The sequence below is a fragment of the Mucilaginibacter oryzae genome, assembly GCF_003148845.1.
GTDB lineage: Bacteria > Bacteroidota > Bacteroidia > Sphingobacteriales > Sphingobacteriaceae > Mucilaginibacter > Mucilaginibacter oryzae.
This window is the reverse complement of record NZ_QGHA01000003.1, coordinates 118,014-143,418: the sequence shown is the minus strand read 5'-3', so window position 1 is coordinate 143,418 and position 25,405 is coordinate 118,014. Positions and strand designations below refer to the sequence as shown.

The 25,405-nt window shown below is 43.3% G+C and carries 26 protein-coding genes; 6 read left to right on the top strand and 20 right to left on the bottom strand.

Features of this window, described 5'->3' with window-relative positions:
• Window positions 1–76: 76 nt before the first annotated feature.
• The 4 genes from secDF to LX99_RS09820 form a co-directional block, all read right to left on the bottom strand.
• Entirely contained in the window at window positions 77–3,061 is a 2,985-nt protein-coding gene (gene secDF / locus LX99_RS09835) for a protein translocase subunit SecDF (protein ID WP_109607730.1), read from the bottom strand.
• Window positions 3,062–3,176: 115 nt separating this feature from the next.
• On the bottom strand, window positions 3,177–3,659 hold the full coding sequence (locus LX99_RS09830) for a dihydrofolate reductase (RefSeq protein ID WP_109607729.1): 483 nt from the start codon (window positions 3,657–3,659) through the stop codon (window positions 3,177–3,179).
• Between the two features lie 97 nt (window positions 3,660–3,756).
• On the bottom strand, window positions 3,757–4,026 hold the full coding sequence (locus LX99_RS09825) for a four helix bundle protein (protein WP_211318991.1): 270 nt from the start codon (window positions 4,024–4,026) through the stop codon (window positions 3,757–3,759).
• A gap of 124 nt (window positions 4,027–4,150) precedes the next feature.
• On the bottom strand, window positions 4,151–4,972 hold the full coding sequence (locus LX99_RS09820) for a thymidylate synthase (RefSeq protein WP_109607728.1): 822 nt from the start codon (window positions 4,970–4,972) through the stop codon (window positions 4,151–4,153).
• 165 nt (window positions 4,973–5,137) lie between these two features.
• Between LX99_RS09820 and ispE the strand changes: the two genes are divergently transcribed.
• Window positions 5,138–5,938 (top strand): 4-(cytidine 5'-diphospho)-2-C-methyl-D-erythritol kinase, encoded by an 801-nt coding sequence (gene ispE, locus LX99_RS09815; RefSeq protein WP_022831669.1) that lies wholly within the window; start codon window positions 5,138–5,140, stop codon window positions 5,936–5,938.
• A gap of 427 nt (window positions 5,939–6,365) precedes the next feature.
• On the opposite strand, the gene LX99_RS09810 is transcribed toward ispE, so the two are convergent.
• From LX99_RS09810 to tgt, 6 genes are all read right to left on the bottom strand, one after another.
• A complete protein-coding gene (locus LX99_RS09810) occupies window positions 6,366–7,253 on the bottom strand; it encodes an NAD(P)-dependent oxidoreductase (RefSeq protein ID WP_109607727.1) in 888 nt (295 codons plus the stop codon).
• Window positions 7,254–7,256: 3 nt separating this feature from the next.
• A complete protein-coding gene (locus tag LX99_RS09805; RefSeq protein ID WP_022832847.1) occupies window positions 7,257–7,535 on the bottom strand; it encodes a lipopolysaccharide assembly protein LapA domain-containing protein in 279 nt (92 codons plus the stop codon).
• A 37-nt stretch (window positions 7,536–7,572) separates the two neighbouring features.
• A complete protein-coding gene (locus LX99_RS25615) occupies window positions 7,573–7,743 on the bottom strand; it encodes a hypothetical protein (protein WP_170122666.1) in 171 nt (56 codons plus the stop codon).
• A gap of 798 nt (window positions 7,744–8,541) precedes the next feature.
• Window positions 8,542–9,444 carry a DMT family transporter gene (locus LX99_RS09795; RefSeq protein WP_109607725.1) on the bottom strand — a complete coding sequence of 301 codons (903 nt, stop codon included), beginning with the start codon at window positions 9,442–9,444 and terminating at the stop codon, window positions 8,542–8,544.
• Complete coding sequence (locus tag LX99_RS09790; RefSeq protein WP_109607724.1) at window positions 9,444–10,547, bottom strand: LptF/LptG family permease; 1,104 nt, start codon at window positions 10,545–10,547, stop codon at window positions 9,444–9,446. The genes LX99_RS09795 and LX99_RS09790 overlap by 1 nt, the downstream gene beginning before the upstream one ends.
• A 54-nt stretch (window positions 10,548–10,601) precedes the next feature.
• Window positions 10,602–11,732: a tRNA guanosine(34) transglycosylase Tgt gene (gene tgt, locus LX99_RS09785; protein ID WP_109607723.1), complete on the bottom strand. Its 1,131-nt coding sequence runs from the start codon at window positions 11,730–11,732 to the stop codon at window positions 10,602–10,604.
• A 224-nt stretch (window positions 11,733–11,956) separates the two neighbouring features.
• Between tgt and LX99_RS09780 the strand changes: the two genes are divergently transcribed.
• Genes LX99_RS09780 through rsmG form a run of 3 tightly spaced genes read left to right on the top strand, consistent with a single transcriptional unit; the run spans window position 11,957 to window position 14,296 of the window.
• The gene (locus LX99_RS09780; protein ID WP_109608060.1) at window positions 11,957–13,078 is read left to right on the top strand and encodes a glycosyltransferase; all 1,122 of its coding nucleotides are present in this window, start codon (window positions 11,957–11,959) and stop codon (window positions 13,076–13,078) included.
• Complete coding sequence (locus LX99_RS09775) at window positions 13,069–13,674, top strand: RNA polymerase sigma factor (RefSeq protein WP_022834230.1); 606 nt, start codon at window positions 13,069–13,071, stop codon at window positions 13,672–13,674. The genes LX99_RS09780 and LX99_RS09775 overlap by 10 nt, the downstream gene beginning before the upstream one ends.
• Window positions 13,664–14,296 carry a 16S rRNA (guanine(527)-N(7))-methyltransferase RsmG gene (gene rsmG / locus LX99_RS09770; RefSeq protein WP_109607722.1) on the top strand — a complete coding sequence of 211 codons (633 nt, stop codon included), beginning with the start codon at window positions 13,664–13,666 and terminating at the stop codon, window positions 14,294–14,296. Before LX99_RS09775 ends, rsmG begins: the two co-directional genes overlap by 11 nt.
• Before the next feature lie 69 nt (window positions 14,297–14,365).
• Here rsmG and LX99_RS09765 read toward each other — a convergent pair whose 3' ends face one another.
• The 3 genes from LX99_RS09765 to LX99_RS09755 form a co-directional block, all read right to left on the bottom strand.
• A complete protein-coding gene (locus LX99_RS09765) occupies window positions 14,366–14,608 on the bottom strand; it encodes a hypothetical protein (RefSeq protein WP_109607721.1) in 243 nt (80 codons plus the stop codon).
• A gap of 216 nt (window positions 14,609–14,824) precedes the next feature.
• Window positions 14,825–16,561 carry a M56 family metallopeptidase gene (locus LX99_RS09760; RefSeq protein ID WP_109607720.1) on the bottom strand — a complete coding sequence of 579 codons (1,737 nt, stop codon included), beginning with the start codon at window positions 16,559–16,561 and terminating at the stop codon, window positions 14,825–14,827.
• The gene (locus LX99_RS09755; RefSeq protein ID WP_022834227.1) at window positions 16,558–16,935 is read right to left on the bottom strand and encodes a BlaI/MecI/CopY family transcriptional regulator; all 378 of its coding nucleotides are present in this window, start codon (window positions 16,933–16,935) and stop codon (window positions 16,558–16,560) included. The genes LX99_RS09760 and LX99_RS09755 overlap by 4 nt, the downstream gene beginning before the upstream one ends.
• A 280-nt stretch (window positions 16,936–17,215) precedes the next feature.
• On the opposite strand from LX99_RS09755, the gene dprA reads away from it, so the two are divergent.
• Window positions 17,216–18,316, top strand: coding sequence for a DNA-processing protein DprA (dprA, locus tag LX99_RS09750; protein WP_109607719.1), 1,101 nt, complete (start codon window positions 17,216–17,218; stop codon window positions 18,314–18,316).
• Window positions 18,317–18,501: 185 nt separating this feature from the next.
• On the opposite strand, the gene LX99_RS09745 is transcribed toward dprA, so the two are convergent.
• From LX99_RS09745 to LX99_RS09715, 7 genes are all read right to left on the bottom strand, one after another.
• Window positions 18,502–18,978 carry a SixA phosphatase family protein gene (locus tag LX99_RS09745; protein ID WP_109607718.1) on the bottom strand — a complete coding sequence of 159 codons (477 nt, stop codon included), beginning with the start codon at window positions 18,976–18,978 and terminating at the stop codon, window positions 18,502–18,504.
• A 151-nt stretch (window positions 18,979–19,129) separates the two neighbouring features.
• Entirely contained in the window at window positions 19,130–19,750 is a 621-nt protein-coding gene (locus tag LX99_RS09740; protein ID WP_109607717.1) for a porin family protein, read from the bottom strand.
• A 99-nt stretch (window positions 19,751–19,849) separates the two neighbouring features.
• The gene (locus tag LX99_RS09735; RefSeq protein ID WP_109608059.1) at window positions 19,850–20,836 is read right to left on the bottom strand and encodes a glycosyltransferase family 9 protein; all 987 of its coding nucleotides are present in this window, start codon (window positions 20,834–20,836) and stop codon (window positions 19,850–19,852) included.
• A 13-nt stretch (window positions 20,837–20,849) separates the two neighbouring features.
• Window positions 20,850–21,353: a D-glycero-beta-D-manno-heptose 1-phosphate adenylyltransferase gene (rfaE2, locus tag LX99_RS09730; RefSeq protein WP_109607716.1), complete on the bottom strand. Its 504-nt coding sequence runs from the start codon at window positions 21,351–21,353 to the stop codon at window positions 20,850–20,852.
• A 69-nt stretch (window positions 21,354–21,422) separates the two neighbouring features.
• The gene (locus LX99_RS09725; protein ID WP_109607715.1) at window positions 21,423–21,983 is read right to left on the bottom strand and encodes a D-sedoheptulose 7-phosphate isomerase; all 561 of its coding nucleotides are present in this window, start codon (window positions 21,981–21,983) and stop codon (window positions 21,423–21,425) included.
• Between the two features lie 74 nt (window positions 21,984–22,057).
• Complete coding sequence (gene rfaE1 / locus LX99_RS09720; protein ID WP_109607714.1) at window positions 22,058–23,047, bottom strand: D-glycero-beta-D-manno-heptose-7-phosphate kinase; 990 nt, start codon at window positions 23,045–23,047, stop codon at window positions 22,058–22,060.
• A 174-nt stretch (window positions 23,048–23,221) separates the two neighbouring features.
• Complete coding sequence (locus LX99_RS09715; protein WP_109607713.1) at window positions 23,222–24,895, bottom strand: DNA polymerase/3'-5' exonuclease PolX; 1,674 nt, start codon at window positions 24,893–24,895, stop codon at window positions 23,222–23,224.
• A gap of 133 nt (window positions 24,896–25,028) precedes the next feature.
• Here LX99_RS09715 and LX99_RS09710 point away from each other — a divergent pair, with 133 nt between their 5' ends.
• Window positions 25,029–25,403 (top strand): hypothetical protein, encoded by a 375-nt coding sequence (locus LX99_RS09710; RefSeq protein WP_109607712.1) that lies wholly within the window; start codon window positions 25,029–25,031, stop codon window positions 25,401–25,403.
• The last annotated feature ends 2 nt before the right edge of the window (window positions 25,404–25,405 follow it).

Sequence of the window (25,405 nt, the reverse complement as noted above, 5' to 3'; positions counted from 1 at the left end):
TAAGCTTTACGCTAATAACGTAACAAAAAAGGCTCCAAATGTTCTTTGGAGCCTTTTCAAAATTTATTTTATTACATTATTTTTTGAGTTGCTTTTTCCCAAAGTCTACAATCACCGGTGTTGCCACGCAGATCGACGAGTAAGTACCGAATAATACACCGATCAGCAAGGCGAATGAGAAGCCTTTGATGACGTCGCCACCGAAGATGAACAATACCAATAACACGAATACCACGGTGAGGGCTGTGATAATAGTACGGCTTAATGTACTGTTAATAGCACGGTTAATAACGTCTTCCTGTTTTTCATTACCTGAGTGATCAAGGAACTCGCGGATCCTGTCGAACACTACCACGGTGTCGTTAATTGAATAACCGATAACCGTTAATATCGCGGCGATAAAGGCCTGATCGATATCCAACGAGAACGGTAAGAAACCATTGAACAACGAGAAGAACGATAATACCAACAGGGCATCGTGCGCGGTTGCAACCATCGCACCCAAACTGAACTGCCATTTGCGGAAACGGATCAGGATGTAAGCGGAGATCACGAATATGGCGAAAATTACCGTATAGATAGCTGATGTTTTCAACTCATCGGCAATTGTGGCGCTAACTTTTGATCCGCCTAAGATGTTGCTGTCGGTAATTTTAGTTTCAGCTTTGTTACCCAGCGCGCTAACCAGTGTCGATCTCACTTTAGCATCGGCAGCGGTTGAGTTATCATTAAACAGGTAGTTGGTTGTGATGCTGAATTTATCGGTACCCATTGTTTTAACCTCGGTACTACGGCCCAACGTAGCATCAATGGCATCGTGAATCTGCTCGGTAGTAACCGATTTGTTAGGGAAGCCAACAATATAGTTACGACCGCCCTCAAAATCAACACCATAGGTAAAGCCGCGGGTGAAGATAGAAATTAAGCCCGCTAAAATGAACAAGCCAGAGATAATGTAAAACTTAAAGCGGTTTTTAACAAACGCGAAGTTGGCATTTTTAAAGGTGTGTGAGCTCCATGGGTTGGAAAATTTAATATCCATGCCTTTATCGAGCATCCATTCAAATATCACCCTCGAGATCAGCAATGAACAGAACAACGAAGTGGCGATACCAATCATCAACGTGGTTGCAAAACCCTGTATTGGACCCGAACCGAACACAAACAGGATTAAACCTGTAAGGAAAGTACTGATCTGCGAATCGAGGATTGATGGTAAAGCGTGTTTAAAGCCATCGGCTATGGCAGCTTTTAATGATTTGCCCAGGCCAAGTTCCTCACGTGTACGTTCGTAAATCAATACGTTAGCATCAACGGCGATACCTAAGGTTAATACGATACCTGCAACACCCGGTACGGTTAATACCGCGCCAAGGCTGGTAAGTACACCCATCAGGAAGAATACGTTGATGATAACCGCAACCACCGCTACTGTACCTGCACGGTTGTAATAGGCAATCATGAAGATCAATACCACTACCAAGCCTAATACGCTTGACAGGATACCTGCGTTGATCGCTTCCTGACCTAACGACGGACCAACAATCGATTCTGACACGATGTGCGCGGGAGCCGGTAAACGACCAGCTTTTAAAACGTTGGCCAAGTCATGCGTATCGTCGATGGTAAAGTTACCATCGATAGAGGATACACCGCCCGAAATTTCGTTTTGTACGGTAGGGGCCGAGTATACGTTATCATCCAACACAATGGCGATAGCTTTTTTATTCTGACCGGAAGAAGCCTCGGCAGTAATAGTACGCCATTTTTGAGCACCTTCCGAGTTCATCACCATCACCACATCAGGTAAACCTTTTTGGTTATTATCGGCATGCGCATCGTTAATTACATCACCTGATAATACCGGTCCGTTATCGGCACCACTAAGTTTGATAGCATATAACAGGAAATTCTTGGTGTTTTTTTGAGGTTTTACTTCCCACAAAAACTTGATATTGCGGGGCAATACCGCTTTAACATCGGCACTGTTAAGGTAAGCGTTTACTTTAGCGGTATCCTGTAAAGCAGCTATACCTACAACCGGGCCGCCACCTAATTGCTGCTGGCCGTTAGGGCCTGGTATAATGTTTAAACGCATTACGGCAAAAAGCGGGTGCTCTGATGCCTGTTTTGATTTGTTTAAGGAAGTTGCTGATGTATCGTTTTTAGAAGCGCTTTTTTGAACCTTGCTTAACAGCGAACCGCCTTTAGCCGTAGTATCCGTTTTTGCTGCAGCAACTTTAGCTGTTGTGTCGGTTTTAGCAGAGTCTTTTTTGGCTGTTTTGTTTTTTGCAGCCAATACGTTATCCGCATTGATCAGATACTGGTAAGCTTCGGCGTTGTCAAAAGTTTCGTAAAATTCCAACTTGGCCGAACCTGAAAGAAGCTTGCGCACACGCTCCGGTTCTTTTACACCAGGCAGCTCAACCAAAATTCTGTTCGATCCCTGTTGTAACTGGATGTTAGGCTGGGTAACGCCAAACTGGTTGATACGGGTGTTTAATACCGTGAATGATTGTTTTACCGCGGTAGCTGCCAAATCTTCAAGGTAAGCTTTAACCTCGCTGTTTGAAGCGTTAAATTTCAGGCGGTCCTGGTTGTCTTTGGTTGAAAAGATAGCGGCAAGCTTACCGTTAGGGTTTAACTTTTCATACTCGCTTACAAATAGCGCGATGTAATCTTTCTGGCTGGTTTGCGCGTTTGCCTGTAATTTATCGGCATTGGCCAAAGCCTGGTTAAAGATAGGATCGGGATTATTGTTGGCAATTTTACGCACCAGCTCATTCAACTGAATTTGCATAGTTACGTTCATACCGCCTTTAAGGTCCAAACCTAAGGCAATTTCCCGTTGCTTTACATAAGAATAGTCGTGTTTAAGTAGCGGATAAACCGGTTGATTGGACATTGAATCCAGATAGGCGGTGTATTTTGCCGGATCACCTTTTGAGTACGCTTTGGCATCACTCTCAACATTATGGGCCACCCACGTAAATGATAGCTGGTACAAGCACACCACTGCCAGTAGTATGGCGAAAAATTTAATAACCCCTTTGCCTTGCATCGAATTTGTAATATGTAAAAAATTAGTTTATAAGCTTTTTTTAATAAGGCAGCAAATCTAATAAAATTTCGTAAGCACAAAATTTTAAATTAAAACAAAATCATGACAAAAAATGTTAGCGACGGTCAAGTGTGATGAACGAATATTTGTACCGGTTTTTTTCGTCGGGTTCAAATTCTTCGCGTTTCGTTTCCTGCCAATCGTCCTGGTTTAATTCCGGGAAAAAGGTGTCCCCCTCAAAGTTTTGGTCTATTATAGTCAAATAGATGCGATCTGTTAAAGGAATGGCCTGTCGGTATATCTCAGCGCCGCCTACTACAAAAACTTCGTCCTCGGCCTTGCAAAGCGCTATAGCGGCCTTCAATGAATCAACCACCTCGCAGCCCTCAATGCTGATGGCCTGCCGGGTAATCACAATATTGCGGCGCCTGGGTAAAGGCTTGCCCACCGAATCGAAAGTTTTGCGACCCATGATCACGGTATGGCCTGAAGTGGTATCCTTGAAATGTTTCAGATCGTTAGGTAAGTACCAGAGTAATTTATTGTCTTTGCCGATAGCATGGTTTTTAGCTATGGCTACGATGATGGATAATGTCATTTCTTTTTGGTCATTAAGTCATTGGGTCATTAAGTCATTTTTTTGACCTCTGCCTACAGGTTTCCCTTCCCGATGAATTTGATGTAGATGTTGAGTTTTATAGAATGGTTTCCAGTTCTTTCAGTAGCGATTGATAATCTTCTTCGTTGATCAGGTTTCTTGTTTTTGCTTTTTTGAGCCAACCTTTGGTTTCAATTACGGAACCACAACTAAAGTAGCAGAAGTTTTTATTTTCCTTGTAATCATAGCGGCCAAAGCCCTCGGCAATATTCGCGCCTATCGAGTCGGAAGAACGCACAATCTGCTTCCCTAAAGTATCCTTGGCAAAATATTCCCACTTCGCAACCAAACCAGATACGGTCGCCAAAGGCCTCCGAAAGGTTATAAACCTCTAAATCCTCAATTCGGTTACCCATGATAAGTCAGGATCATAAAACAGGATAAGCAAAAAATGACTCAATGACCCAATGACGCGAAGCCAATGACTAAAACTAAACCGCCACTTCCGCCTTGATATGCGGCCACGGATCATAATTCTCCAAAGTGAAATCCTCATACTTAAACGAGAAAATATCTTTCACTTTCGGGTTGATCTTCATGGTAGGTAACGGGCGTGGTTCGCGGCTTAGCTGCAGGCGTGCCTGGTCAAGGTGATTGTTGTACAGGTGGGCGTCACCAAAGGTGTGTACAAAGTCGCCAAGGTCAAGATCGCATACCTGCGCCATCATCATAGTGAGCAGGGCATAGGAGGCAATATTGAACGGCACACCCAGGAAAATATCGGCACTGCGCTGATAGAGCTGACATGATAGCTTGCCCTTCAATTCTCCCTTCAATGGGTTAGGGGGCGCTACGTAAAACTGGAACAGGCTATGGCATGGCGGCAGGGCCATCTGGTTTACCTCGGCCACGTTCCAGGCCGATACCATAATGCGGCGCGAGTCGGGGTTGTTTTTTAGCTGGTTGATCACCTGCTGGATCTGGTCGATATGGCCGCCATCGGGTGTTGGCCAGGAGCGCCATTGCTTGCCGTACACCGGACCAAGGTCGCCGTTTTCGTCAGCCCATTCATCCCAGATGCGCACGCCGTTTTCCTTCAGGTAGCGAATGTTGCTGTCGCCGCTCAAAAACCAGATCAGTTCGTGGATGATTGATTTAAGGTGGAGCTTTTTGGTGGTCACCATCGGGAAACCATCGTTCAGGTTGAAACGCATCTGGTAGCCAAATACACTTATCGTACCGGTGCCGGTTCTGTCGTGCTTTTGTGCGCCGGTTTCCATCACATGCCTCATCAGGTCGAGATACTGTTTCATTTTTGTTTTAGTTAGATTAAGGTGATAGCGTTAGCGAGGGTTACCAAGCCGGAATAAAAAATGACTTAATAACCAAATAACTCAATCACCAATTTGCAAAGAAAAATAATCTACTTTTGGTTTCCTACTGATGTTGGCAAAAACAACAGCTGTTAATTACTTTGTATGATTTTATTTCCGAACGCAAAAATAAACATTGGCCTCAATATTACCGAGCGCAGGCCTGATGGCTACCACAACCTCGAAACCATTTTTTACCCGCTCGATATCAAGGATGCGCTTGAAGTAGTGCAGAGCGGCAGGCTTAGCTTTACCTCATCAGGCCTTGATATACCGGGCAGGATGGAAGATAACCTGTGCGTTAAAGGCTATCATATGCTGAAACAGGATCACAACCTGCCGCCGGTAAGTATCCACCTCCACAAACAAATCCCGATAGGCGCCGGACTGGGGGGCGGTTCATCAGATGCCGCGTTTTTTATCAGGTTGATGAATGAAGAATTCAAGCTTGGTTTATCAGTTGATGACATGACGGAATATGCCCGCCGCCTCGGCGCGGATTGCGCTTTTTTTATTGAGAACAAACCGGTGTTTGCCTTTGAGCGGGGCGACGAGTTTGAACCTGTTAAACTTGATCTGTCGGCTTATAAAATTGTACTGGTGATGCCGCCTGTTCACGTATCTACCGGCGAAGCTTTCAGGGGTATTGTACCCGCGCAGCCAAAGGAATCTTTATTTGACCTGATCAAGCTGCCGATAGCCGACTGGAAGAAGTTTATCAAAAACGATTTTGAGACATCCATATTTAAAAACCATGCGGAGATCCGCGGTATCAAGGCAGCCCTTTATGAGGCCGGTGCCATCTACGCGAGCATGAGCGGAAGCGGGGCTTCAGTATTCGGTATTTTTAAAGATACGCCCGATGTGAAATTCCTGGAACAGGAGAACGAAGTGTTTTATTGTTGATTTCGGATTTCGGATTTTCGATTTCGGATTTGGTTGATTTTGGGAAAACTGAAAAAAGGGAAAAGGCGCCATTGCGGGATATTGCGATGGCGCCTTTTTTTTGTTACAATCGTCCGTAAGGCCCGAATAATTCTGCATATAATGAGAATCGCTTTCCGACCTGGATGTTCCACTTACTCACCCCGTCGTCGCTTCACCCGACACCCCTCTTTTCGGCTGTGCCTAAGAGAGGGTCGGTCAGCGAAGCGTCGCCGGGGTGAGTCCTCTTGGTCGGATAAGAAAATGCCGGAATATTATATTGACCTGTAAATCGCCGATACATCATCCAATACTTCACTAAATTCAAAATTCGATTCCAAAAATTTCCAATCAAAAAATCAAAACTTCTAACTCCTAAAATCCGAAATTGAACTTCCGAGATCCGAAATCAAAGCCCCGCGTCGTCGCTTACGCCCCGGCTTACGCCTTCCACCCAGTCTGTCTCTCCCCAGCCTTTGGCTACTGCTGTTAACAGGCGGTTATGTACAGTATTTACGGTTGGCATAGGCATCTCGCTGGTTTGCGATAATTTAAATGCAAGGCGGGCGTCTTTGTAACCTAATTTTGATTTGAAGCCTACCGGCTGGTATTGCTTATTGGCGATGAGCTTGCCATAGTTTTGGAAGATAGGAGCGGCAAAAAGTGTCGACCCAAAAAACTCCGAAACCTGTACCCGGTCGAGCCCGTTTTTTTCGGCGAGCGTATAAGCTTCTGCCATCATTTCCATCGAGGCCATGATCATGAAGTTCCCTGCGATTTTAACCACATTGGCGCCGCCGGTTTTATCACCAAAATCAATCACGGCCTGGCCCAGGCAATCCAGTATCGGGCGGGCATTTGTCTTGGTCTTTTCGTCGCCTGATATGCAGATCCAGAGCTTGCGCGCAGCCGCGGCTTCGGGCCTGCCAAACACCGGTGCGGCCAGGTAACTGCTACCTGCCTGTTGGTGCAATTTGGCCAGCTCTTCGGCCGTGTCCGGCGAAATGGTGCTCATGGAGATGTGTACGGCATTTGGCTGTAGCGTTTTTAAAATTCCGCCGTCGCCTGTAGTCGATTCCCGCAAAACCTCGTCGTCTGATAGCATGGAGATCACAAACTGCACCGAAGCAGCCGCCTCGGCAGGGCTCTGGCATTTGGTAACGCCTTCGCTTCCCAGTTCGTCAATTTTAGAAAGTGTGCGGTTGTAAACCTGTAAGTGGTAGCCTGAAGCAAGCAAGTTTTTAGCGATGGGCGTACCCATGTTGCCAAGGCCTATAAAGCCAATTGTTGTTTTCATATATTAACTGATGTATTCTCTGTCTTCGTCACTTAGTGTATCGGTATCGTTTTTGTCGCGCAGTGCGTCGTGATATCCTCCTATGTCAAACTTTTGCTTTTTGGGCCAGGCAACAATAAGGCCAAGCACAAAACCTGTTACGGCCACCACCAGCATAATCATCAGTTTAGAAACCCTGAAAGTGGAGAACAGGAATTTGAAATAAACCTCGTCGGTATTTTGCATTAATACGATGGTCAGCAAAACGGCTACGATTACAACGGCAATTGTTTTAATACTCATGGCGGATCTTGATTTTAGATAATACAATATTCGCTTTTTAAATGTTTAAATAAAACTTCAATAAAATATAGCAGTAGCTACGGTAGTACTGTTTGGCTTTTTGCAACCCCGGTGGCTGGTCGCATTTTGTTACCGGTTTTTTGACGACTGCCAAATATCCAACCAGGGTGGCCTCTATCTCAATCTCCCGGGCACGGTTGGTTGTCATAAAAATGATTAACGCATTCATTTGGTTTTATGGGAGCCGTAGGTAGCCCCATCAATTCCTGCCGCGTGTAAGGTTAGATGGTTTCCTAAATCCCGGATCTCTTTTTCTTGGGGGCGTTTATTATGTCAAAAGGTATTCGCAGAATCTGTCTTGAAATTCCACGAAGAACATAAGCGGGAGATAAGCACCGGATTTTTACCAATTCTCATTTTTTAACTCTGTACACTAAGCTAAATCCTTTCGCTCTTGTTGGTTTAATGAAGTTTATAGTTATATAAAGTAATATAAGTATTTGATTTATAATTTTTAGTGTTGTTTAAAATTGTCTCTATTTTGAAATGCTAAATTTATTAGTTTTTTGACTTTTTATTTAGGCTATTTTTGTGTATTTTTAATTTAGTTAAAATTTATATTTAATTGATTTTTAAAGTTTTAAATTTTGTTAATTCTTCTAATTTTAATTTTTTAATGACGTTTTTTATGCTTAAAAACCTTAACAGGCGCTGTTTCTTTTTTTTGAGGTATTGAATTTTAAGTACACTAACTTAAAATTCAATTTTGCCCCTGTTTGCCGCGAAATGTTTTTGAATTGATAAACCTGTCGAAAAATTATAATGGCTTATAGAGCCTAAAAATGCCTTTGTCATCAATTGGGTTTTTCCTCCCCTTTTGAAAAATATGAGAGCTGATCAGGGATGCGGATAGCTTGAATCAGGATGGAACTTAAACGAAAAGCCGTCCTGGTAAGAGACGGCTTTTGCGAAAAAATTGTTGATGATCGGCGGGGAAATTACAAGATTAAGACGCGTTTTTTCTTTTTGAAATTTGAGTCCGGACTACCGGGTATAGAAAGATGGTAGACAAAATAAGCACCGCGCCTCCCCAGAAACCGAGCGTCATTTTATTCATATCGCCAAAAAAAATGAACGACATGATGATGCCATATACCGGTTCGAGGTTGGTGATAAGTGCAACCCGGAACGCCGAAAGCTCGCGCATTACTGATACCCCGGCAACATAAGCCAGCGATGTACATATGGTGCCTAACAACAATAGGTAACCGATATCGGCAGGCTTCAGGAGCATGTCGCGGGTAAAACCAGAGGTAGCAAAAAGGTAGGCGGAGATCCACACAAATGCACCTGATAGCTCATAAAAGGCTATAATCGGCGCCTCGAATTTTTTAACCTGGCGCGAGTTGATAATTGAAAAAAGGCTTGCGCAAACCGCGCTTACAAGGCCCGCTATGATACCCTTAGTGTATCGTGATTCGAATTTGAAAATTAAAATAATGCCGGCGATAATCAAAATTCCCGCGAGGATCTCGAGTTTGGAGATACGCTTTTTATTGATGAGCGGCTCGAAAATTGCCGTAAATAAAGTAATGGAAGAGAGGCAAACCAGGGTGACAGCAACGGTTGAAAGTTTGATCGCAGCAAAGAAAAGGATCCAGTGGGCGCCCACAATTGCACCCGTGGCGATTAATTTTACCAGCGATTTCCTGTCTACTTTGAAATCTGTTTTATTGAATTTAAAATATAAAAATAACGATACCGAGGCAATTAACACCCGGTACCACACCAATTGTACGGCCGAAATGGTGATTAATGCGCCTAAAATTCCTGTGAATCCCCACACAAAAACGGTAAAATGGAGAATTATCAGGTTCTTGTTTAGGCTTTGACGGGCTGTTTGCGACATTATTTGGGTGCTTTTAATAACAGATAATAGCCCAACATACCGAAAATGACATTAGGAATGAACACGGCCACCAGCGGCGGCATGCCTCCTTTTACCGAAAATACAAGGGCAAACCGCTCTAATATAATATAAGCGAAGCACAAAAGAATGCCGATGCCAAGCGGCAAGCCAACCCCTCCGCGAACCTTTCTCGATGAGATAGAGACACCGATTAAAGTGAGTACATAAGCTGATAAAGGATATACAAAGCGGTGGTATTTTTCAAAGTAGATCGACTTTAAATACTCCGGCCTCCGCAGTTTTTCCTTCTCGATATTCTTATTTAAATCGCTTAATGACATGGCCGTATACACATTATCATACACAATAAAATCGCTCGGATGCATGTCCAAAACAGTGTCTTTTTGCGATTGATTTGGCAGGAATTGTTCTTTCATTCCGTTAACGTATTTAACAGAATAATCCTTTAAACTCCATCTGTTTTTCACCGAATCATACTGTACCTGGTTAGCGATTAGCTTTTCGCGAAGCGTATCACCGTTAAATTTTTCCATGATAAAATTGTAACCGAGGTGCGTGGTAGGATCATAATTGCTTAAATAAACAAACGTATGCTTGTCAATTTGCATGTGTACTTCGCTTTTGGTCGGGTCGTTATCAATCATTCCGTTCGCATTTTCAAAATCTATTTTTAAGCGATTGGTATATGGAATAAGATAAACATTAGCAAAAAATGATACGATAAAAATTAGCGTGGATGCGATTACATAAGGCCTCAAAAAACGGTTGAAGCTCGCTCGGCCACTTAAAATCGGAACGATTTCTGTTTGGTTTGCCATCTTTGCCGTAAAGAAAATTACCGCTAAAAAATTAATCAGCGGCGACAGCATGTTCAGGTAAAACGGCACGAATCCGGCGTAATATCTGAAGATAATATCATGCAAGCTGGCGTGCTTGTTCAGGAAATTATCAAGCTTTTCTGATACATCGAACACTACGGATATCACCATAAAAATACCCATGGTAAATATAAAAGTACCCAGGTATTTGCCGATGATAAACCTATCGATAATTTTTAAATATCTGTGAAAAACAGCCTTCATTTTCCGATTATTTTGTTTGTTTTTTTGCTTTTATTTCGGTGAATTTTCGTCTGTTTATAAACGCTGACCAAAACGTTTTACCATAGTGTTTTTCCAGTCATAGAACTCGCCTGCGATGATTTTTTTTCGTGCTTCTTTCACCAGCCATAAATAAAAATGAAGGTTATGAAGGGTTGCTATCTGCGCGCCCAGCATCTCGCCCGAGTGGATTAAATGGCGTAAATAAGCTTTGGTATAAGCTTTATCGGCAAACAGGTCACTGTCGTCTTCAATAGCTGAGAAGTCGTTTTTCCACTTCTCGTTTTTGATGTTAATGATGCCGTTTTTGGTAAACAGCATGCCGTTGCGGGCATTGCGGGTTGGCATTACGCAATCAAACATATCAATGCCAAGGGCTATGTTTTCCAGTATATTTACTGGGGTGCCAACGCCCATTAAATAGCGGGGTTTTTGCTCCGGCAATATGTTGCAAACTATCTCGGTCATGGCGTACATTTCTTCGGCAGGTTCGCCTACCGAAAGGCCGCCAATGGCATTGCCCTCCCGCTCAAAGGATGCAATTACCTCGGCCGAACGCACACGAAGATCTTTATAAACCGAACCTTGTACTATTGGGAAAAGTGTTTGGCTGTAGCCATATTTTGGCGCAGTGCTGTCAAATCTGTCGCAGCAGCGTTTAAGCCAGCGGTGCGTCATTTCTATTGATCGTTTGGCGTAATTATAGTCGCAGGGGTAGGGGGTACATTCATCAAAAGCCATAATGATATCCGCGCCGATTACCCGCTGGATGTCCATTACATTTTCGGGCGTAAAAAGATGTTTTGATCCGTCGATGTGCGAGCGGAACGTAACGCCTTCTTCCTTTATTTTACGCACTTCGGTTAACGAGTAAACCTGGTAGCCGCCGCTGTCGGTCAGGATCGGGCCATCCCACCCGTTAAATTTATGCAGGCCGCCCGCGCTTTCAAGCGTATTCAGGCCGGGGCGCAGGTATAAATGGTAGGTGTTACCTAATATAATCTGTGCCTCAATGTCATTTTTAAGCTCATGCTGATGTACTGCCTTTACGGTGCCGGCTGTACCTACAGGCATAAAAATAGGGGTTTGTATACTACCGTGATCGGTAGTGATCTCGCCGGCCCTTGCCTTCGAAAGCGGATCTTGCGTTGTTAAAGTAAATTTCATTTTGAGGTGGCAAAATTAGCAAAAAAAAGCCTCAACCCTGTTGTGTGGTTATATAAGAGTGCCTGAAGGCAATTGGCGAACGCGCTGAATATTAAACCCATGTTGATAAAGTTGAGCACTGTTGAGAACTATTGTGTTAATACATGATTAAACTTTAAATTAACGCTGAACCCCCGCCTTAATTTCATTGATTTTTAACAAATTTGCCTGATTATATTTTTTCTTTGGAAACGTACGTACAAAACGCGCTTTTTATTCTTTTTCAGCTTTGTTTTATAGTTCAGCTGTATTATTTGATAAGCAGGCACACCCGCCTTGCAGGCTATAAACCGGCCATGGGGCCGCCTCCGCAGGTGTTGATCCCGGTATCTGTCATCATCAGCGCCCGTAATGAGGCGCAAAATCTGCAGGAAAACCTGCCCGCTATTCTTGAACAAAAATATCCCGATTTTGAAGTTGTGGTGATTAATGATTGCTCGTACGATCGGTCGGACGAGGTGCTGGAAGAACTGGAAAAAAGGTACAGGCACCTTAAAGTGGTTACCATAACCGAGCACGACAGGTTTAAAACCGGGAAAAAATTTGCGCTTACCCTGGGAATAAAAGCCTCAAAAAACGAATATCTTTTATTTACCGATGCCGATTGCAGGCCTGCGTCCGAAAATTGGATCAGCCGGATGGCAGCTAATTTTTCGGGCGGCGTTGAGATCGTTCTGGGGTATTCGCCTTATACCAAACGCCCCGGCTTGTTAAACGCTTTTACCCGTTTTGAAACTGTTAAAACCGCTATAAATTATTTATCAGGAGCACTCACCGGCGACCCATACATGGGCGTAGGTCGTAATCTCGCGTATACAAAAACCTTGTTTTTTAGCGCCAAGGGCTTTGCATCGCACATGCATGTGCTATCGGGCGATGATGATTTGTTTGTTAACCAGCATGCCACAAGCAGCAATACGGCGATTGAACTAAATCCGGAAACCTTTGTTTATACAGAAGCTAAAACCGGGTTTAAATCGTGGTTCAGGCAAAAAAAACGGCACATGGGCGTGGGTAAACTTTATAAAAATAAGCACAGGCGCATGATTAGTTTTGACGCCTTAAGCGGTTTTATATTTTATATTCTGTTAATATTATCTTTTAGTTTAAAATACGAACCGGTACTGGCATTGGGTTTGTTTGGTTTGAGAATGATACTACAACTGGCCATTTATAATCGTATATTCAAGAAGCTCGAAGCAAAAAACCTGTTGTGGTATTTCCCGATTTTTGATTTGATATATTACATGTACTTAACTGTTTTTGGAGTGATCGGTACATTTTTTAAAACGAAACAATGGAAATAAACGCCAACTTTACCGAAAATGCTAAGAATGATTTTCACCTGGTGGTAAAGGCCCGCCAGGGTAATCAGAAAGCTTACGCCGATTTGATGCACCGCTATAAAGATTCGATTTATTTTATGGTGCTTAAAATGGTAAACAACAAGGAGGATGCTATGGATTTAACCGTAGAAACCTTTGCCAAGGCTTTTGAAAAGCTTGATAAATACCAGCCGGATTTTGCTTTCAGTACCTGGCTTTTCAGGGTGGCCACTAATAATTGTATCGATTTTATCCGCAAAAAGAAACTCAATACCATGTCTATCCATGGTATGACGGATGATGAAGGCGATGAAAAACCGCTGCAAATAAAGGCGGATACGCTCAATCCCGAAGAAACATCTATCAAAAAACAACAAACCCAGGAATTAAAAACGTTGATAGAAAGCCTGCCTACCCGTTATAAAAATCTCATTACGTTAAGATATTTCGACGAACTTTCGTACGAGGAAATAGCGCAGCAACTTGATTTGCCGCTGGGTACGGTGAAGGCGCAATTATTCAGGGCGAGGTACCTGCTGGGTAATATTATTAATCGTTTTAACAGGGATGACATCTGAAATAGTTTTACAATATTTTCCGGATCTTACTACAAAACAGCGTGAGCAATTTGAAAAATTACCCGCGTTATATGAACATTGGAACAGCCAGATCAATGTAATTTCGCGTAAGGATATTGATCTTTTATTTGAAAGGCACGTACTCCACTCGCTCGGAATTGCCAAAGTTGTGGCGTTTTTGCCAGGCGAAAATGTGCTTGACGTAGGTACCGGCGGCGGCTTTCCGGGCATCCCCTTAGCTATTTTATTTCCTGAAACCAGGTTTCACCTGGTTGATTCGATAGGGAAAAAAATTAAGGTTGTTACCGAAGTTGCGGCTGCTTTAGGCTTAGAAAATGTACGTGCTTCGCACCTTCGCGCCGAACAATTAACTGAAAAATTCGACTTTGTTGTATCGCGCGCGGTTACCCAACTTAAGGATTTTTATCCATGGGTTAAAGGTAAATTTAACAGGCAATCCAACAACAAATTACCCAATGGTATCCTTTATTTAAAGGGTGGCGACCTTGCGCAGGAGATCAAAGAATCGGGACTCAACGTTGTTCAATATCATTTAAAAGATTACTTCAACGAAGAGTTTTTTGATACTAAACAGGTGATATACGTGAAGAACCCGCTGTAAATCTCCCCCGGAAGGGGAGACTTTTAAGAACGTTTTAAGCCCTCCCTTCCGGGGAGGGTTGGGTGGGGTTTATATCAGGTGATCGTGGTGTTGGTTATCAGTCCGCGAGGCCGCCCAGAAAACAAAACCGAGAAAAAAAACTGCGCCGCCTGCAAAAACAGGTAACTTAAATGTCCATCCGCCGCCGGTTCCTGTGGTGATGATCGAACTGCCCGAGCTATCTACAGCGTTAACGGTAGAGCCGTAAAAAAAGTTACCGGCAATAAGCACTACAATGCCTACAATTGCCAAAATGATACCGAACTTTTTCATATTATAAAGTTTAAAAATGAATAATCAGCTGGCAGGTTCAGGGTTGTATAAACTGTATTAATACTACAAAAGCAAAAGGGTATTTGTTTTTTCTTTCGCGTTAAATCACTAAAAAAGAGGAAAGTTATTTACGCCAAAAATTGCCGGGACGGGTGTTAGGCCGGTCGGCAATTAATAGGGCTTTGAATGCCCTTAATTGATAAATTGCAGGCGAAATTAAGCGCCGTAACCTATCACCACCACCTCTCGCAGCGTTGTAGAAGGCTTATTGGGAGCGGTTGCCTGGTAAATTTTGGGTTGGGTTGGAGGAAGTGCATGGTCGTTGGCATCCTGAAGCCCCATGTATACCGGTATGCTGTAGAAGCCTGATTTTACTGCCAGGTTACCATCAAATTGATTTAAAACCCTAAGCACTTCGTTATCAATAGATTCGTCAACGCCTCTTACAAGTTTTACGTCGCTTATTTTACCGTTATTAATATTAAACGTTAAAATTACACGGCCGGTAAGGTGGTTTTCGCGCGCTTTTGCAGGATAGCGTGTGTATCTTCCTATATATCTATACAACTCATAAAACGGATCGGCAGGCGGCGGTGGCGGCGGTACATTCTCGCCGGCAGCGGGTGGCGGTGGTGGCGGCGCCACATTTTCCCCGTTTGCAGGCGGCGGTGGAGGCGGAAGCAGATCCACTTCTACACTCTTAGCTTTTTTACCTTTTTTAGGCGGCGCGGGCGGTGGCGGAGGCACTTGCCTGTTTAATTTTTGCGAAGCCTGAACCGGCGGTGGCGGCGGCGGAAGTTTGGCAAAAAATTGCGCGTCGGGGAAGGTATAACCGTATTTATTCTTCAGCATGGCCAGTTCTTCCGGGCTGGTTTTGCTTTTGTAATATTCTTTTTGCTCGCCGTTTTTTTCGGTGATCATTACCCGGTAATCGGTTTTACCATTGTTAAGATAGCCGGTTTCTTCAAATTTATAACCTTTTGAAGTATTGTATGTACGGGTAACCGTTGCGGTTTTATTCGTATCTGCTGCCGATGCCGTCGGCATTCCGTTTACCTGGTGTTTAGGCAACAGATCAATAAATCCATAAGTTTTACTGAATACCAGCGTTGATGCGCAAAGCAGGCCGCAACTTATAGGCACGGCCGCGAGGTATTTTAGCCTGGCTAATTTCCCCGAACGTTTTTGGTTTAACATAATGATCCTCTTTTTTAGTAAATTATAATTGAAAAATGAATTTGATAGTGCGCTGCCGCTAAGCCCGTAAGCATTGCTTACCAGGAACGACGAATAACTGATAGCGTCACTTTCTTCGGCGGCTGTTTGCTCATCGGCAATGTACTCGTGTATGGTTTTCAGGCTGATTTGCAGCAGGTAAATAAATGGGTTAAACCAGTTAATGATCTTGATGAGTTCCAAAAAAACAATATCGGCCGAATGCTTTTGGCGGATATGTACCAGCTCGTGCTTAATAACGATATGGTTTGCCGCGGTTTTAGTGCCTATAAAAAGATAGTTAAAAAATGAAAACGCGGTATTGGTTCCTTCAATGTTCACCAGTTTGTATTTATCGCTGATGCGCGTTTTGCTCAATTTTGTTAACCTTAAAAGCTGGTAAAATTTTATAATAAGCAACGCGGCAAGCACCACAACACCAATAATATATGCATAAATCAATACATCGTTGGTGGTTAACCGGTTGGCAGCAGTTGTTGTTTCTGCCTGTGTTTGCAGCTGGGGCACCCCCTTTACTATAAAAGTTTGTGCCGGCTGATGGCCGGGTTTCAGCCAGCCAATCTGCACCACCGGTATAATGAATGATACCACACAACTTAGCAGCAGGTAAGCCCGGTTTAGCGTGTAATGGGTTTCCTTATTTAAAAACAGGCAATAACAGGCGTAAAATACGCACAGGTACAGGTTTGCCTCTAAAAGGTAATACAGCCAGTTCATTGTTTTTTGTTTTTAAGTTGATCAATTAATGAGGTTAACTCATCCAGTTCCTGTACACTTATCTTTTTTTCATCAACAATGAAGGATACCAGGCTTTGGTACGAATTGCTGAAATAGTTTTTCATCATCTTATCAAACGTAAACTTTTTATAATCCGCTTCGCTGATGGTGGGAAAGTACACGTGCGAGTTTCCGTAGGCCTTATGATCTATAAAACCCTTGCCTTCCAATACCCTAACCACGGTTGATACGGTGTTATAAGCAGGCTTGGGTTCGGGCATTTCTTCAATAATATCTTTCACAATGGCTTCATTTAGCTGCCAGAGGATCTGCATGATCTGCTCTTCGGCCTTGGTTAATTCTTTTATAAGCATACTAAACTATTTTTATAGTTAGATAAAAGTATAACTATTTTTATAGTTTGCAAACTATTTTTGTAGTTTTATTTATTGCTAATTTTTTTAGGATTTATTTGTACTTTAGCGGAAGCCGGATAGGATGTGCAGATGTGCAAATTACAGATGCAGATGGCATATTTAAAAAAATTAATTGAAAAGGAGAGGAGTTCCTTCATTTGCACATTTGTAATTTGCACATCTGCAAATCAATAATCTGCACATCAATAATCCGCATACTTAAAATCAAATCTAAGCCATGTCATTACTACACCAGGTAGCATTAACTTTTATAAAAAATATTGGACCGGTGGCGTCAAAATCACTCCTTGCCTATATGGGCGGCGCCGAAGAGGTTTTTAAAGCTTCGAAAGAAAAGATGCTGCGGGTACCCGGGATTGGCGAAAAAACAATAGCACAGATTGATTTTGATGAAGCGCTTAAAAAGGCAGAGGCAGAGTTGCTGTTTATCAGGAAAAACAATATCGAAGTTATATTTTATACCGATGCCCGTTACCCTAAACGGCTCAAAAATTGTAACGACGCGCCGGTGCTGCTTTACGCCCGGGGCAACATGGAGCTGAACCCGCCGCATATTATCAGTATTGTAGGCACCCGCAATGCAACCGACTATGGCAGGCAATTATGCAGGCAACTGATAGAAGAGTTGCAGCAATACAATGTATTGATCATAAGCGGACTTGCCCACGGTATTGACGTGGCTGCCCATAAGGAATGCGTTAAATCGGGCGTGCCTACGGTAGGTGTTCTGGGCCACGGACTGGACAGGCTCTATCCATCACAAAACCGGGCAATCGCCGATAAAATGCTTGAAAACGGTGGTTTACTAACCGAGTATCCATCAGGAACCAATCCCGACAGAGAGAACTTTCCGCAGCGTAACCGGATAGTGGCCGGTATTGCAGATGCTACCGTGGTAATAGAAGCCAGTATAAAGGGCGGCGCCTTAATTACAGCCGAGATTGCCAATTCATACAACCGCGACGTATTCGCTTTTCCGGGCAGGATAGGGGATGAGTTTTCGGAGGGCTGCAACTTTTTGATCCGCAATAATAAGGCAAGCCTGCTTAGCTGCATGGCCGATCTGGCTTTTAGCCTGGGTTGGGAAAAGACAGGTGATAACAAACCGGCTATTGAGCAGTTCTCGCTCCCGTTAGATCTCTCGGCAGAAGAACGCGTGATTTTGGAGCTCATCCGGCAAAGCACAACTCCCATTGCTATCGATGATCTTACTTTAAAAGCGAATATGCCCTTAAGTCAGCTAACTATGAACCTGCTTAATATGGAGATGCAGGGATATATCAGTTCATTACCAGGGAAAATGTATAGAATAGGTTGATTTTAAAGTCTGCAGTCCGGAAGTCCGAAGTTTGCGGGCGGTTCGTTTGGATTTTCCAATTAAGGTTAGAAGAAACTTATTCTCAAATAGCTTTTTGTCTTCGGTCTTCTCAAACTTTCCAACTCCGAACTTCGGACTTACGGACTTCAGACTGCTGACTTCTCAGACTTTCCGACTTCTTAGAATCACCCTTTCGGCGAATCAAAATGCACCAGTTTGCCATCTTCTTCGTCGATGGATTGCCAATCGTTATTTTCAAAAGTAACGACGGCTACGGCACAGGTAGGCATATCTTTTACCTGCCCGGTTAAATAATATAGTATCTGGCTTATGCCTGGGTTATGGCCTACTACGGCTATAAAATCGTGATTGGCAGGTAAACTGTTTATAACCTTTATCCAGGTATTTTCTGCGGCCTCATAAATTCTTTTATCGGTAAGCGGAGCCGGGATTTTGAACTGGTTGGCAAATATTTCGGCGGTAGTAAGCGTACGTAACGCCGGGCTGGTAACAACAACTTCGGGGATCTCCATTCGCCCTCTTAAAAGCGTAGCCATAAGCGCGGCATCCTGTATTCCCGTTGATTTAAGGGGCCTGTCAAAATCGGCATAACCACTCTCATGAGTAGCTTTGGCGTGGCGAATGAGCATTAATTTTTTCATGGTTATAATTGAGAAGCAAACAGGATAATAGTGTGATAACTTTGTAAATATAACGTGAATTTTTTTGAATAGGTTTTCAGTTATGCCAATAAAAAAGAGGCCGTCTTTTTGAGACAGCCTCTTTTTATCAAATACATTCCTTTACCGAAGTTTAGAAAGCATAACCTACAGAAACGCCGAAAACGCGATTGGTAAGTTTAACACCGTTAACATTGGTAATGTTGGTTAAACCTAAATCGTAATTGGCATTGATCAGGAAGCCGGTTTTAAATTTGAAGCCCAAAATGGCGTTGGCTCCGAAATCTGTTCTCTTAATGTCGTTTTCTGTACTGCCGAAACTGATGTTTTCAGAATTGCCCTGATCGTCTTTCGCTTTACCCGAAACACCCACGCCAACATAAGGGCCTGCGCCAAAGTAAAACTCACCCACAGCAGCAGGTACATGGTAAACAACATTTACAGGCACCTGTAAATAGTAAAGTTTTACTTTGCCTGATGAACCGGCCTCTTGATCAATTGATACGCTTGACGAGCCTCCTTTACCGGTAAAATTTAAAGCAGGTTGTATTGATACGTTGTCAAATTTAAAATCGACAAAAGCGCCTACATTAAATGTAGTTAAGCTTCCTGAATTTCCTGATCCGCTTACACCGTCAACAGTGGCATGTAAGGTTGCAAAGTTAACACCACCTTTAACACCAAAAGTTGGTAATTGAGCAAATGACGCGAAAGAAGCTGTTAAAAAGCAAAGGCTTAGTAAGATTTTTTTCATGTGTGAAAAGATTTTAAGTTAAGTCGCAAAGATATATAAATAATACAAATAACGCGGATTTTAACTTTAAATCACGTGATCGGTATTTAACTTGCAGATTTATAAGTTGTTGGATGGTTTGTAGGTGTTGGCAAAATCCGCTATCCCGGTTTCGGGTATCTCGTTCATGCACTTAAAATGCCCGAGCGGGCATTTTTCCAAACCAAATTTTGAGCAGGGCCTGCATGAAAGTTCAATACCGGCAATTAAGGAGTTTTTGACTTTATAGGGCCATACACCCAATAAATCTGGCGTGGTACCGCCCCATACCGAAGCTATAGGTACATTAAATGCTTCGGCGATATGGGTGAGGCCCGTATCAAACCCTATCACACTTTTAGCTTTTGATACCAGGAAAACAGATTCATCCAACGAGGTAAGGCCGCAGGCGTTATGCACCTGTTTTCCTACAGCAGCCGCTATTTCGTCGGCATTTGCTTTTACATCGTTGCCGCCTAAAAGTAAAACCGGCATGTTCAGCTGCTTACAAATACTGATGATTTTGTAGTTAGGCATCCGCTTGGTAAAATGGGTGGCGCCTATTACAAAGGCTACATATCCGTTTTGGTGGCCTGGAGGAAGAAGTTTATTGATATCATGTTGATTTTTAACATAATAATCAATAGGCTTATCATCATTCACCACGCCCAAAAACTTAACCGCTTTTAAATACCTGTCTACCAGGTGTTCCGGGGCAATCAGATTCAGCTTGAACTTGAGCGTTAGCCATTTGCGTACAGGCTGCTTTTTATAAGTTGATGCCCTGATGCCGGTTCGTAGTTTAATAATACCGGTGCGGAGGTTATTATGCAGATCGATGATCTGATCATACTTTTCAGCTTTGATCTCGTTAATGGTATCAGTTAAAGAAGGCTTTAGCAACAGTAATTTATCAACATAAGGATTACTGTCATAAATATATTTGAACGCCGGTTTGGTTAAAAAATGAATCTCGGCATCCGGCAGTTGTGTTTTAAGGCAGCGCACAACAGGAGTAGTATATATAATATCTCCCATCGAACTAAAGCGGATTACCAGTATCTTCATATCGCTAAACTCTTTAGGAAATTTGGCTCCTGATTTTTTCAATTATCGAAGTGGATGAATATCCGTCTACAAAATCAATAGTTTTTACCTCTCCGCCGTTAGCCAGTACCTCTTTGGCGCCCACAATATTTTCAACGGCGTAATCTGCACCTTTTACCAAAATATCAGGCAGCAGTGTCGAGATCAGGTTAAGCGGTGTGTCTTCTTCGAAAACCACAATGGCATCCACAAAAAAAAGCGCAGCCAATAAAGCCGCGCGGCTGTTTTGATCGTTAACCGGCCGGGTAGGGCCTTTAATACGCTTAACCGAACTATCGGCGTTCAGACCTATAATCAGCTTATCACCCAGTTCGGCTGCTTTGGCCATGTAGGTAAGGTGGCCGATATGCAGCAAATCAAACACGCCATTGGTAAACACCACTTTTTTACCCTCGCTTTGCCAGGTTTTTACCTTTTGCCGCAGCGATGGCAGATCTGTTATTTTATCAAGCAATGTTTTTTCGAAACCTGTTCTCATTTTATTTTTTTGATGTAGAGACACAAATATGCCGTCTTCGGATGATTAGTATTTTTCTTAATGTTCCAATTAAAAAAGATCATCTACAGCGGTACATAAGATATGCCCGATCAGAATGTGCATTTCCTGGATCCGGGCTGTAATGTTTGATGGAACGATGATATTCAAATCGCAAAGCCCGTTCATTTTACCGCCGTCGCGGCCCGAAAGGCCCAGGGTTTTAACATCCAGTTTCCCGGCCGATTCAAAGGCAGCCAATATCCCCGGACTGTTGCCACTGGTTGATATACCTATAAACAGATCGCCCGGGCGTGCAAATGCCTCCAACTGGCGCGAAAACACATGCTCATAACCATAGTCGTTGGCTATCGATGTTAAAGCCGATGTATCAACCGTTAACGCGATGCCAGGCAAGGGTTGCCGGTCTTTCATATAACGGCCAGTAAGCTCTGCCGCTATGTGCTGCGCGTCGGCCGCACTGCCGCCATTGCCCGCCAATAGCACCTTATTGCCGTTTTTTATGGTTTTGGTGATCATTTCGCAAGCCGTTTCAATATCATTCCCTAGCGTATCAATTACACGTTGCAACGTTTCCTGGTGATCTTTAAGTTCGTTTAATATTTTACTCATTTCTTATCAGTCATTAGGTCATTGAGTCATTAGGTCATTTTTCTTCCGGCTCATAACCTTTCGCCTTTAACCTTTTAGCTTTCGCCTCTCTCAATATCTTCGATAATTTCCTGTATGGTAGTGGTGGCGCTTCCAACACGGCGAATCACTATGGCGGCCGCATGGTTGGCCAGTTCACAGCTTTCTTCGAGCGTAAGCCCTCCGGCCATAAAATACGCCATGGTTGCCAGCACAGTGTCGCCCGCGCCGGTTACGTCAAATACCTCGGTGGCTTTTACGGGCAGCAAGCTGTAGCCGTTTTCGCTTAATATCACCATACCCTCTTCAGATAGGGTAACCACTATATATTCGGCGCCTGTTTGCTCCAAAATAATCCCTGCAGCCTGTTGCAAGCTTTCAACCGAGTTTATTTTCTCCGTTTTTGCCGCTTCTGCCAACTCTTTGCGGTTAGGCTTAATGATAAATGCGCCCTCGTATTTTTTATAATTAAGCCCTTTGGGGTCAATGATCACTCTTTTACCTCTTGCATTTGCCGCCCTGATCACAGCCTGTGTTAAAAACGGCGAAAACAGTCCTTTGTTATAATCAGATAAAAGCACCATATCAACCTCGTCAAGGTAGCCGTTCAGTTTGTCGATCAGCTCAGCGCTTATGGTTTCGCTTACCTCGTCTGTAACTTCCCGGTCAACACGCACCAGCTGATGGCTACCCACCAAAACCCTCGTTTTCACCGTGGTGGGTCGGCTGCCATCTTTAATAATCGTATCGGTTTCAACGCCTTCCTTGGATAGTATCGAAATCAGGTCGCCGCCCGCGCTGTCATTGCCTATAATACCGGCTACAACTACTTTTGCTCCTAACGATACCAGGTTTTGCACCACATTGCCCGCGCCGCCAAGGGTGGTAGTTTCATTTTTTACATTAACTACCGGCACCGGAGCCTCGGGTGACAGGCGCGAAGCGCTGCCGGTGATATAATGGTCAACCATCAGGTCGCCAACTACCAAAATAGATGGTGTTTTGGCAGATGCCTGTATGGTTTGTACTTTATCTTTTAAATTCATCTCCTTTTTGTTGTTAGGTCATTAAAGTCATTAAAGTCATTATAGTCATTAAAGTCATTAGGTCATTGAGTCATTTTGCCAAATTCATTTTTGCCTAACCTAATCTCTAATCTCCAACCTCTAATCTCTAATCTCCAACCTCTGATCTCTGATCCCAACCTCTAATCACTAAAATTAACCTCTTTTTTTAGCAAACGCTTCGGTTATTTCCTGCAAGGATAACGCGTTATAGCACCTTTCTTTATATAAACCGCCTTTGCGGGCAGCCAACACACCGTAATGCACATCGTTAAAGCCCTCAATACGGTGAGCATCCGGGTTTATAGAGAGCATTACACCCTTATCCAAGGCATACTGGTGCCAGCGCCAGTCCAGGTCGAGCCGGAGCGGGTTGGCGTTAATTTCTATCACTACTTTGTTGGCGGCACAGGCATCTATTACTTTTTTATAGTTGATAGGGTACCCGGCGCGGCTTAGCAACAGCCTGCCGGTGGGGTGCCCTAAAATGGTGGTATAAGGGTTTTCGATTGCTGTAATAAGCCTTGACGTCGCTTTTTCTTCGTCCATTTTAAGGGTTGAATGCACAGATGCTACCACAAAATCAAATTTCTGTAATATCTCGGCAGGGTAATCCAGCGCGCCATCGTATAATATATCCGATTCGATACCTTTAAATATATGGAAGCCGTTTAATCTCTTGTTTAGGGCATCTATCTCCTCATGTTGCTGCAATACCCTTTCAATGCTCAGTCCCTTGGCATATACGGCGCTTTTGCTATGATCGCACATGCCTAAATATTCCAGTTTCAGGATATCGCGGCAGTATAGGGCCATTTCTTCAATGGTGTTTACCCCGTCGCTCCAGGTACTGTGGTTATGGAGGGTTCCTTTAAGGTCGTGCAGGTTAATCAGGGTAGGGAGTTCGTTCTTTTCTGCCTTTTCAATAAACAGGGTGCCTTCGCGCAATTCGGGCTGCATCCAGCTCAGGCCAGCCTTGGTGTAAATCAGTTCCTCGGTTTCCGGTTGTTCTATAGGTACATTGATCCGGTCAAAAACCGCCTGTACATGCTCGTCGGTACCGGTGTTGATAAACAGCTCTTTATAATAATCGGCTTTATCAACACAAATAATATCAACTAACAATCCGTTTTTCAGTTCGCCCTGCACATGGTTTTTGTTTTGGGTTACATTGCAAAGTATTGCCGAGTTTACCAGGGCATCAAAGGCAACGTGGTGGTTAATGCTGCCAACTACAATTACAATTTCGGTAATGATCTCATTCAACCGCCTGAACTCGCCCGCGAAGTGTTTCAGGGCGTCCGGAAAGATCGCCTTAACCTCTTCCATCAGCTCGTTGGCTTCCTTCTCTACCTGTGCAAAAAGGAATTTGCCATTGCTGGCCATCCTGAATTCGATGGCTTTACGAATTTCTTCCTGGGTTTTTAAACCAAAACCCTTCGCTTCTATCAGGCGGTTTTCATTGCAGGCATAAAAAAGTTCGCCGGTGTTTTCGATGCCCAGCTCTTTCCAGATGATGGCAACCTTTTTAGGGCCTATACCTTTAATGCCCATCATCTCTACAATGCCTGCCGGGGTTTTATCCAGCATCTCCTGCAGATCGGTCAGGGTGCCGGTTTCCAACAGCTCCGCCACTTTACCGGCTATACTTTTACCAATGCCATCAATCTTTTCCAGCTCCTCCAGCTTTTTACCCGCAATAGGGAAGGGCAACTTGTCAATTTTGAACGCAGCGTTAGCCACCGATTTGATTTTGAAAGGGTTAACCTCATGCAGCTCCATGAGTTGTGACAGCAAACGAAGCGTACGGGCTATGGGTTTATTTTCCATAAATACAGTGAGGGCGTAAAAATACAAAAAGCCATTGTAATGACAGCTTAGGGGGCGGGTTTGTTTTTAGATACTATACAATACTTCTAAAAGTATCAGTATATTAGACATATAATAACACTATCTACATGTTATGAAAAAAGTATTGGTTTTGCTGGGTTTGGTACTTACACAGGTTAGTATTGCCTCGGCGCAGGATGCGGTTTTAAAGAATGACACGCTTGTTTATAAAGGTATAACAATTTATCCTTCGCAAAAAATCCAGCTTTTGTATGGTTCTAAACCGGATAAGGCTTTTGTTTTTGTTGGAAATAACAAAAGGATGGATTTTCTTTTACCTGCAATTGTTTCGAAGCAGAAAGGCGGAATACTTAAAATAATAAAAGAGCATAGTAAATATTATGCGATTGGTTATTTACAGGATGCTCCTTCATATATAAGTAAAGAAATTGTGATTGATATTGAAGGTGCTATTGATTTCAATGAGATCAAGATAGAAAGTAAATGATT

Excerpts from the sequence above, each read along its gene's own strand:
- LX99_RS09760 (WP_109607720.1), bottom strand. The coding sequence starts at position 16,561 with ATGAACTGGCTGTATTACCTTTTAGAGGCAAACCTGTACCTGTGCGTA.
- secDF (WP_109607730.1), bottom strand. The coding sequence starts at position 3,061 with ATGCAAGGCAAAGGGGTTATTAAATTTTTCGCCATACTACTGGCAGTG.
- LX99_RS09740 (WP_109607717.1), bottom strand. The coding sequence starts at position 19,750 with ATGAAAAAAATCTTACTAAGCCTTTGCTTTTTAACAGCTTCTTTCGCG.
- LX99_RS09810 (WP_109607727.1), bottom strand. The coding sequence starts at position 7,253 with ATGAAAACAACAATTGGCTTTATAGGCCTTGGCAACATGGGTACGCCC.
- LX99_RS09765 (WP_109607721.1), bottom strand. The coding sequence starts at position 14,608 with ATGAAAAAGTTCGGTATCATTTTGGCAATTGTAGGCATTGTAGTGCTT.
- LX99_RS09790 (WP_109607724.1), bottom strand. The coding sequence starts at position 10,547 with ATGAAGGCTGTTTTTCACAGATATTTAAAAATTATCGATAGGTTTATC.
- tgt (WP_109607723.1), bottom strand. The coding sequence starts at position 11,732 with ATGAAATTTACTTTAACAACGCAAGATCCGCTTTCGAAGGCAAGGGCC.
- LX99_RS09755 (WP_022834227.1), bottom strand. The coding sequence starts at position 16,935 with ATGCTTATAAAAGAATTAACCAAGGCCGAAGAGCAGATCATGCAGATC.
- LX99_RS09830 (WP_109607729.1), bottom strand. The coding sequence starts at position 3,659 with ATGACATTATCCATCATCGTAGCCATAGCTAAAAACCATGCTATCGGC.
- LX99_RS09745 (WP_109607718.1), bottom strand. The coding sequence starts at position 18,978 with ATGAAAAAATTAATGCTCATTCGCCACGCCAAAGCTACTCATGAGAGT.
- LX99_RS09725 (WP_109607715.1), bottom strand. The coding sequence starts at position 21,983 with ATGAGTAAAATATTAAACGAACTTAAAGATCACCAGGAAACGTTGCAA.
- rfaE1 (WP_109607714.1), bottom strand. The coding sequence starts at position 23,047 with ATGAATTTAAAAGATAAAGTACAAACCATACAGGCATCTGCCAAAACA.
- LX99_RS09820 (WP_109607728.1), bottom strand. The coding sequence starts at position 4,972 with ATGAAACAGTATCTCGACCTGATGAGGCATGTGATGGAAACCGGCGCA.
- rfaE2 (WP_109607716.1), bottom strand. The coding sequence starts at position 21,353 with ATGAGAACAGGTTTCGAAAAAACATTGCTTGATAAAATAACAGATCTG.
- LX99_RS25615 (WP_170122666.1), bottom strand. The coding sequence starts at position 7,743 with ATGACAACCAACCGTGCCCGGGAGATTGAGATAGAGGCCACCCTGGTT.
- rsmG (WP_109607722.1), top strand. The coding sequence starts at position 13,664 with ATGACATCTGAAATAGTTTTACAATATTTTCCGGATCTTACTACAAAA.
- LX99_RS09735 (WP_109608059.1), bottom strand. The coding sequence starts at position 20,836 with ATGAAGATACTGGTAATCCGCTTTAGTTCGATGGGAGATATTATATAT.
- dprA (WP_109607719.1), top strand. The coding sequence starts at position 17,216 with ATGTCATTACTACACCAGGTAGCATTAACTTTTATAAAAAATATTGGA.
- ispE (WP_022831669.1), top strand. The coding sequence starts at position 5,138 with ATGATTTTATTTCCGAACGCAAAAATAAACATTGGCCTCAATATTACC.
- LX99_RS09710 (WP_109607712.1), top strand. The coding sequence starts at position 25,029 with ATGAAAAAAGTATTGGTTTTGCTGGGTTTGGTACTTACACAGGTTAGT.
- LX99_RS09795 (WP_109607725.1), bottom strand. The coding sequence starts at position 9,444 with ATGTCGCAAACAGCCCGTCAAAGCCTAAACAAGAACCTGATAATTCTC.
- LX99_RS09805 (WP_022832847.1), bottom strand. The coding sequence starts at position 7,535 with ATGAGTATTAAAACAATTGCCGTTGTAATCGTAGCCGTTTTGCTGACC.
- LX99_RS09715 (WP_109607713.1), bottom strand. The coding sequence starts at position 24,895 with ATGGAAAATAAACCCATAGCCCGTACGCTTCGTTTGCTGTCACAACTC.
- LX99_RS09775 (WP_022834230.1), top strand. The coding sequence starts at position 13,069 with ATGGAAATAAACGCCAACTTTACCGAAAATGCTAAGAATGATTTTCAC.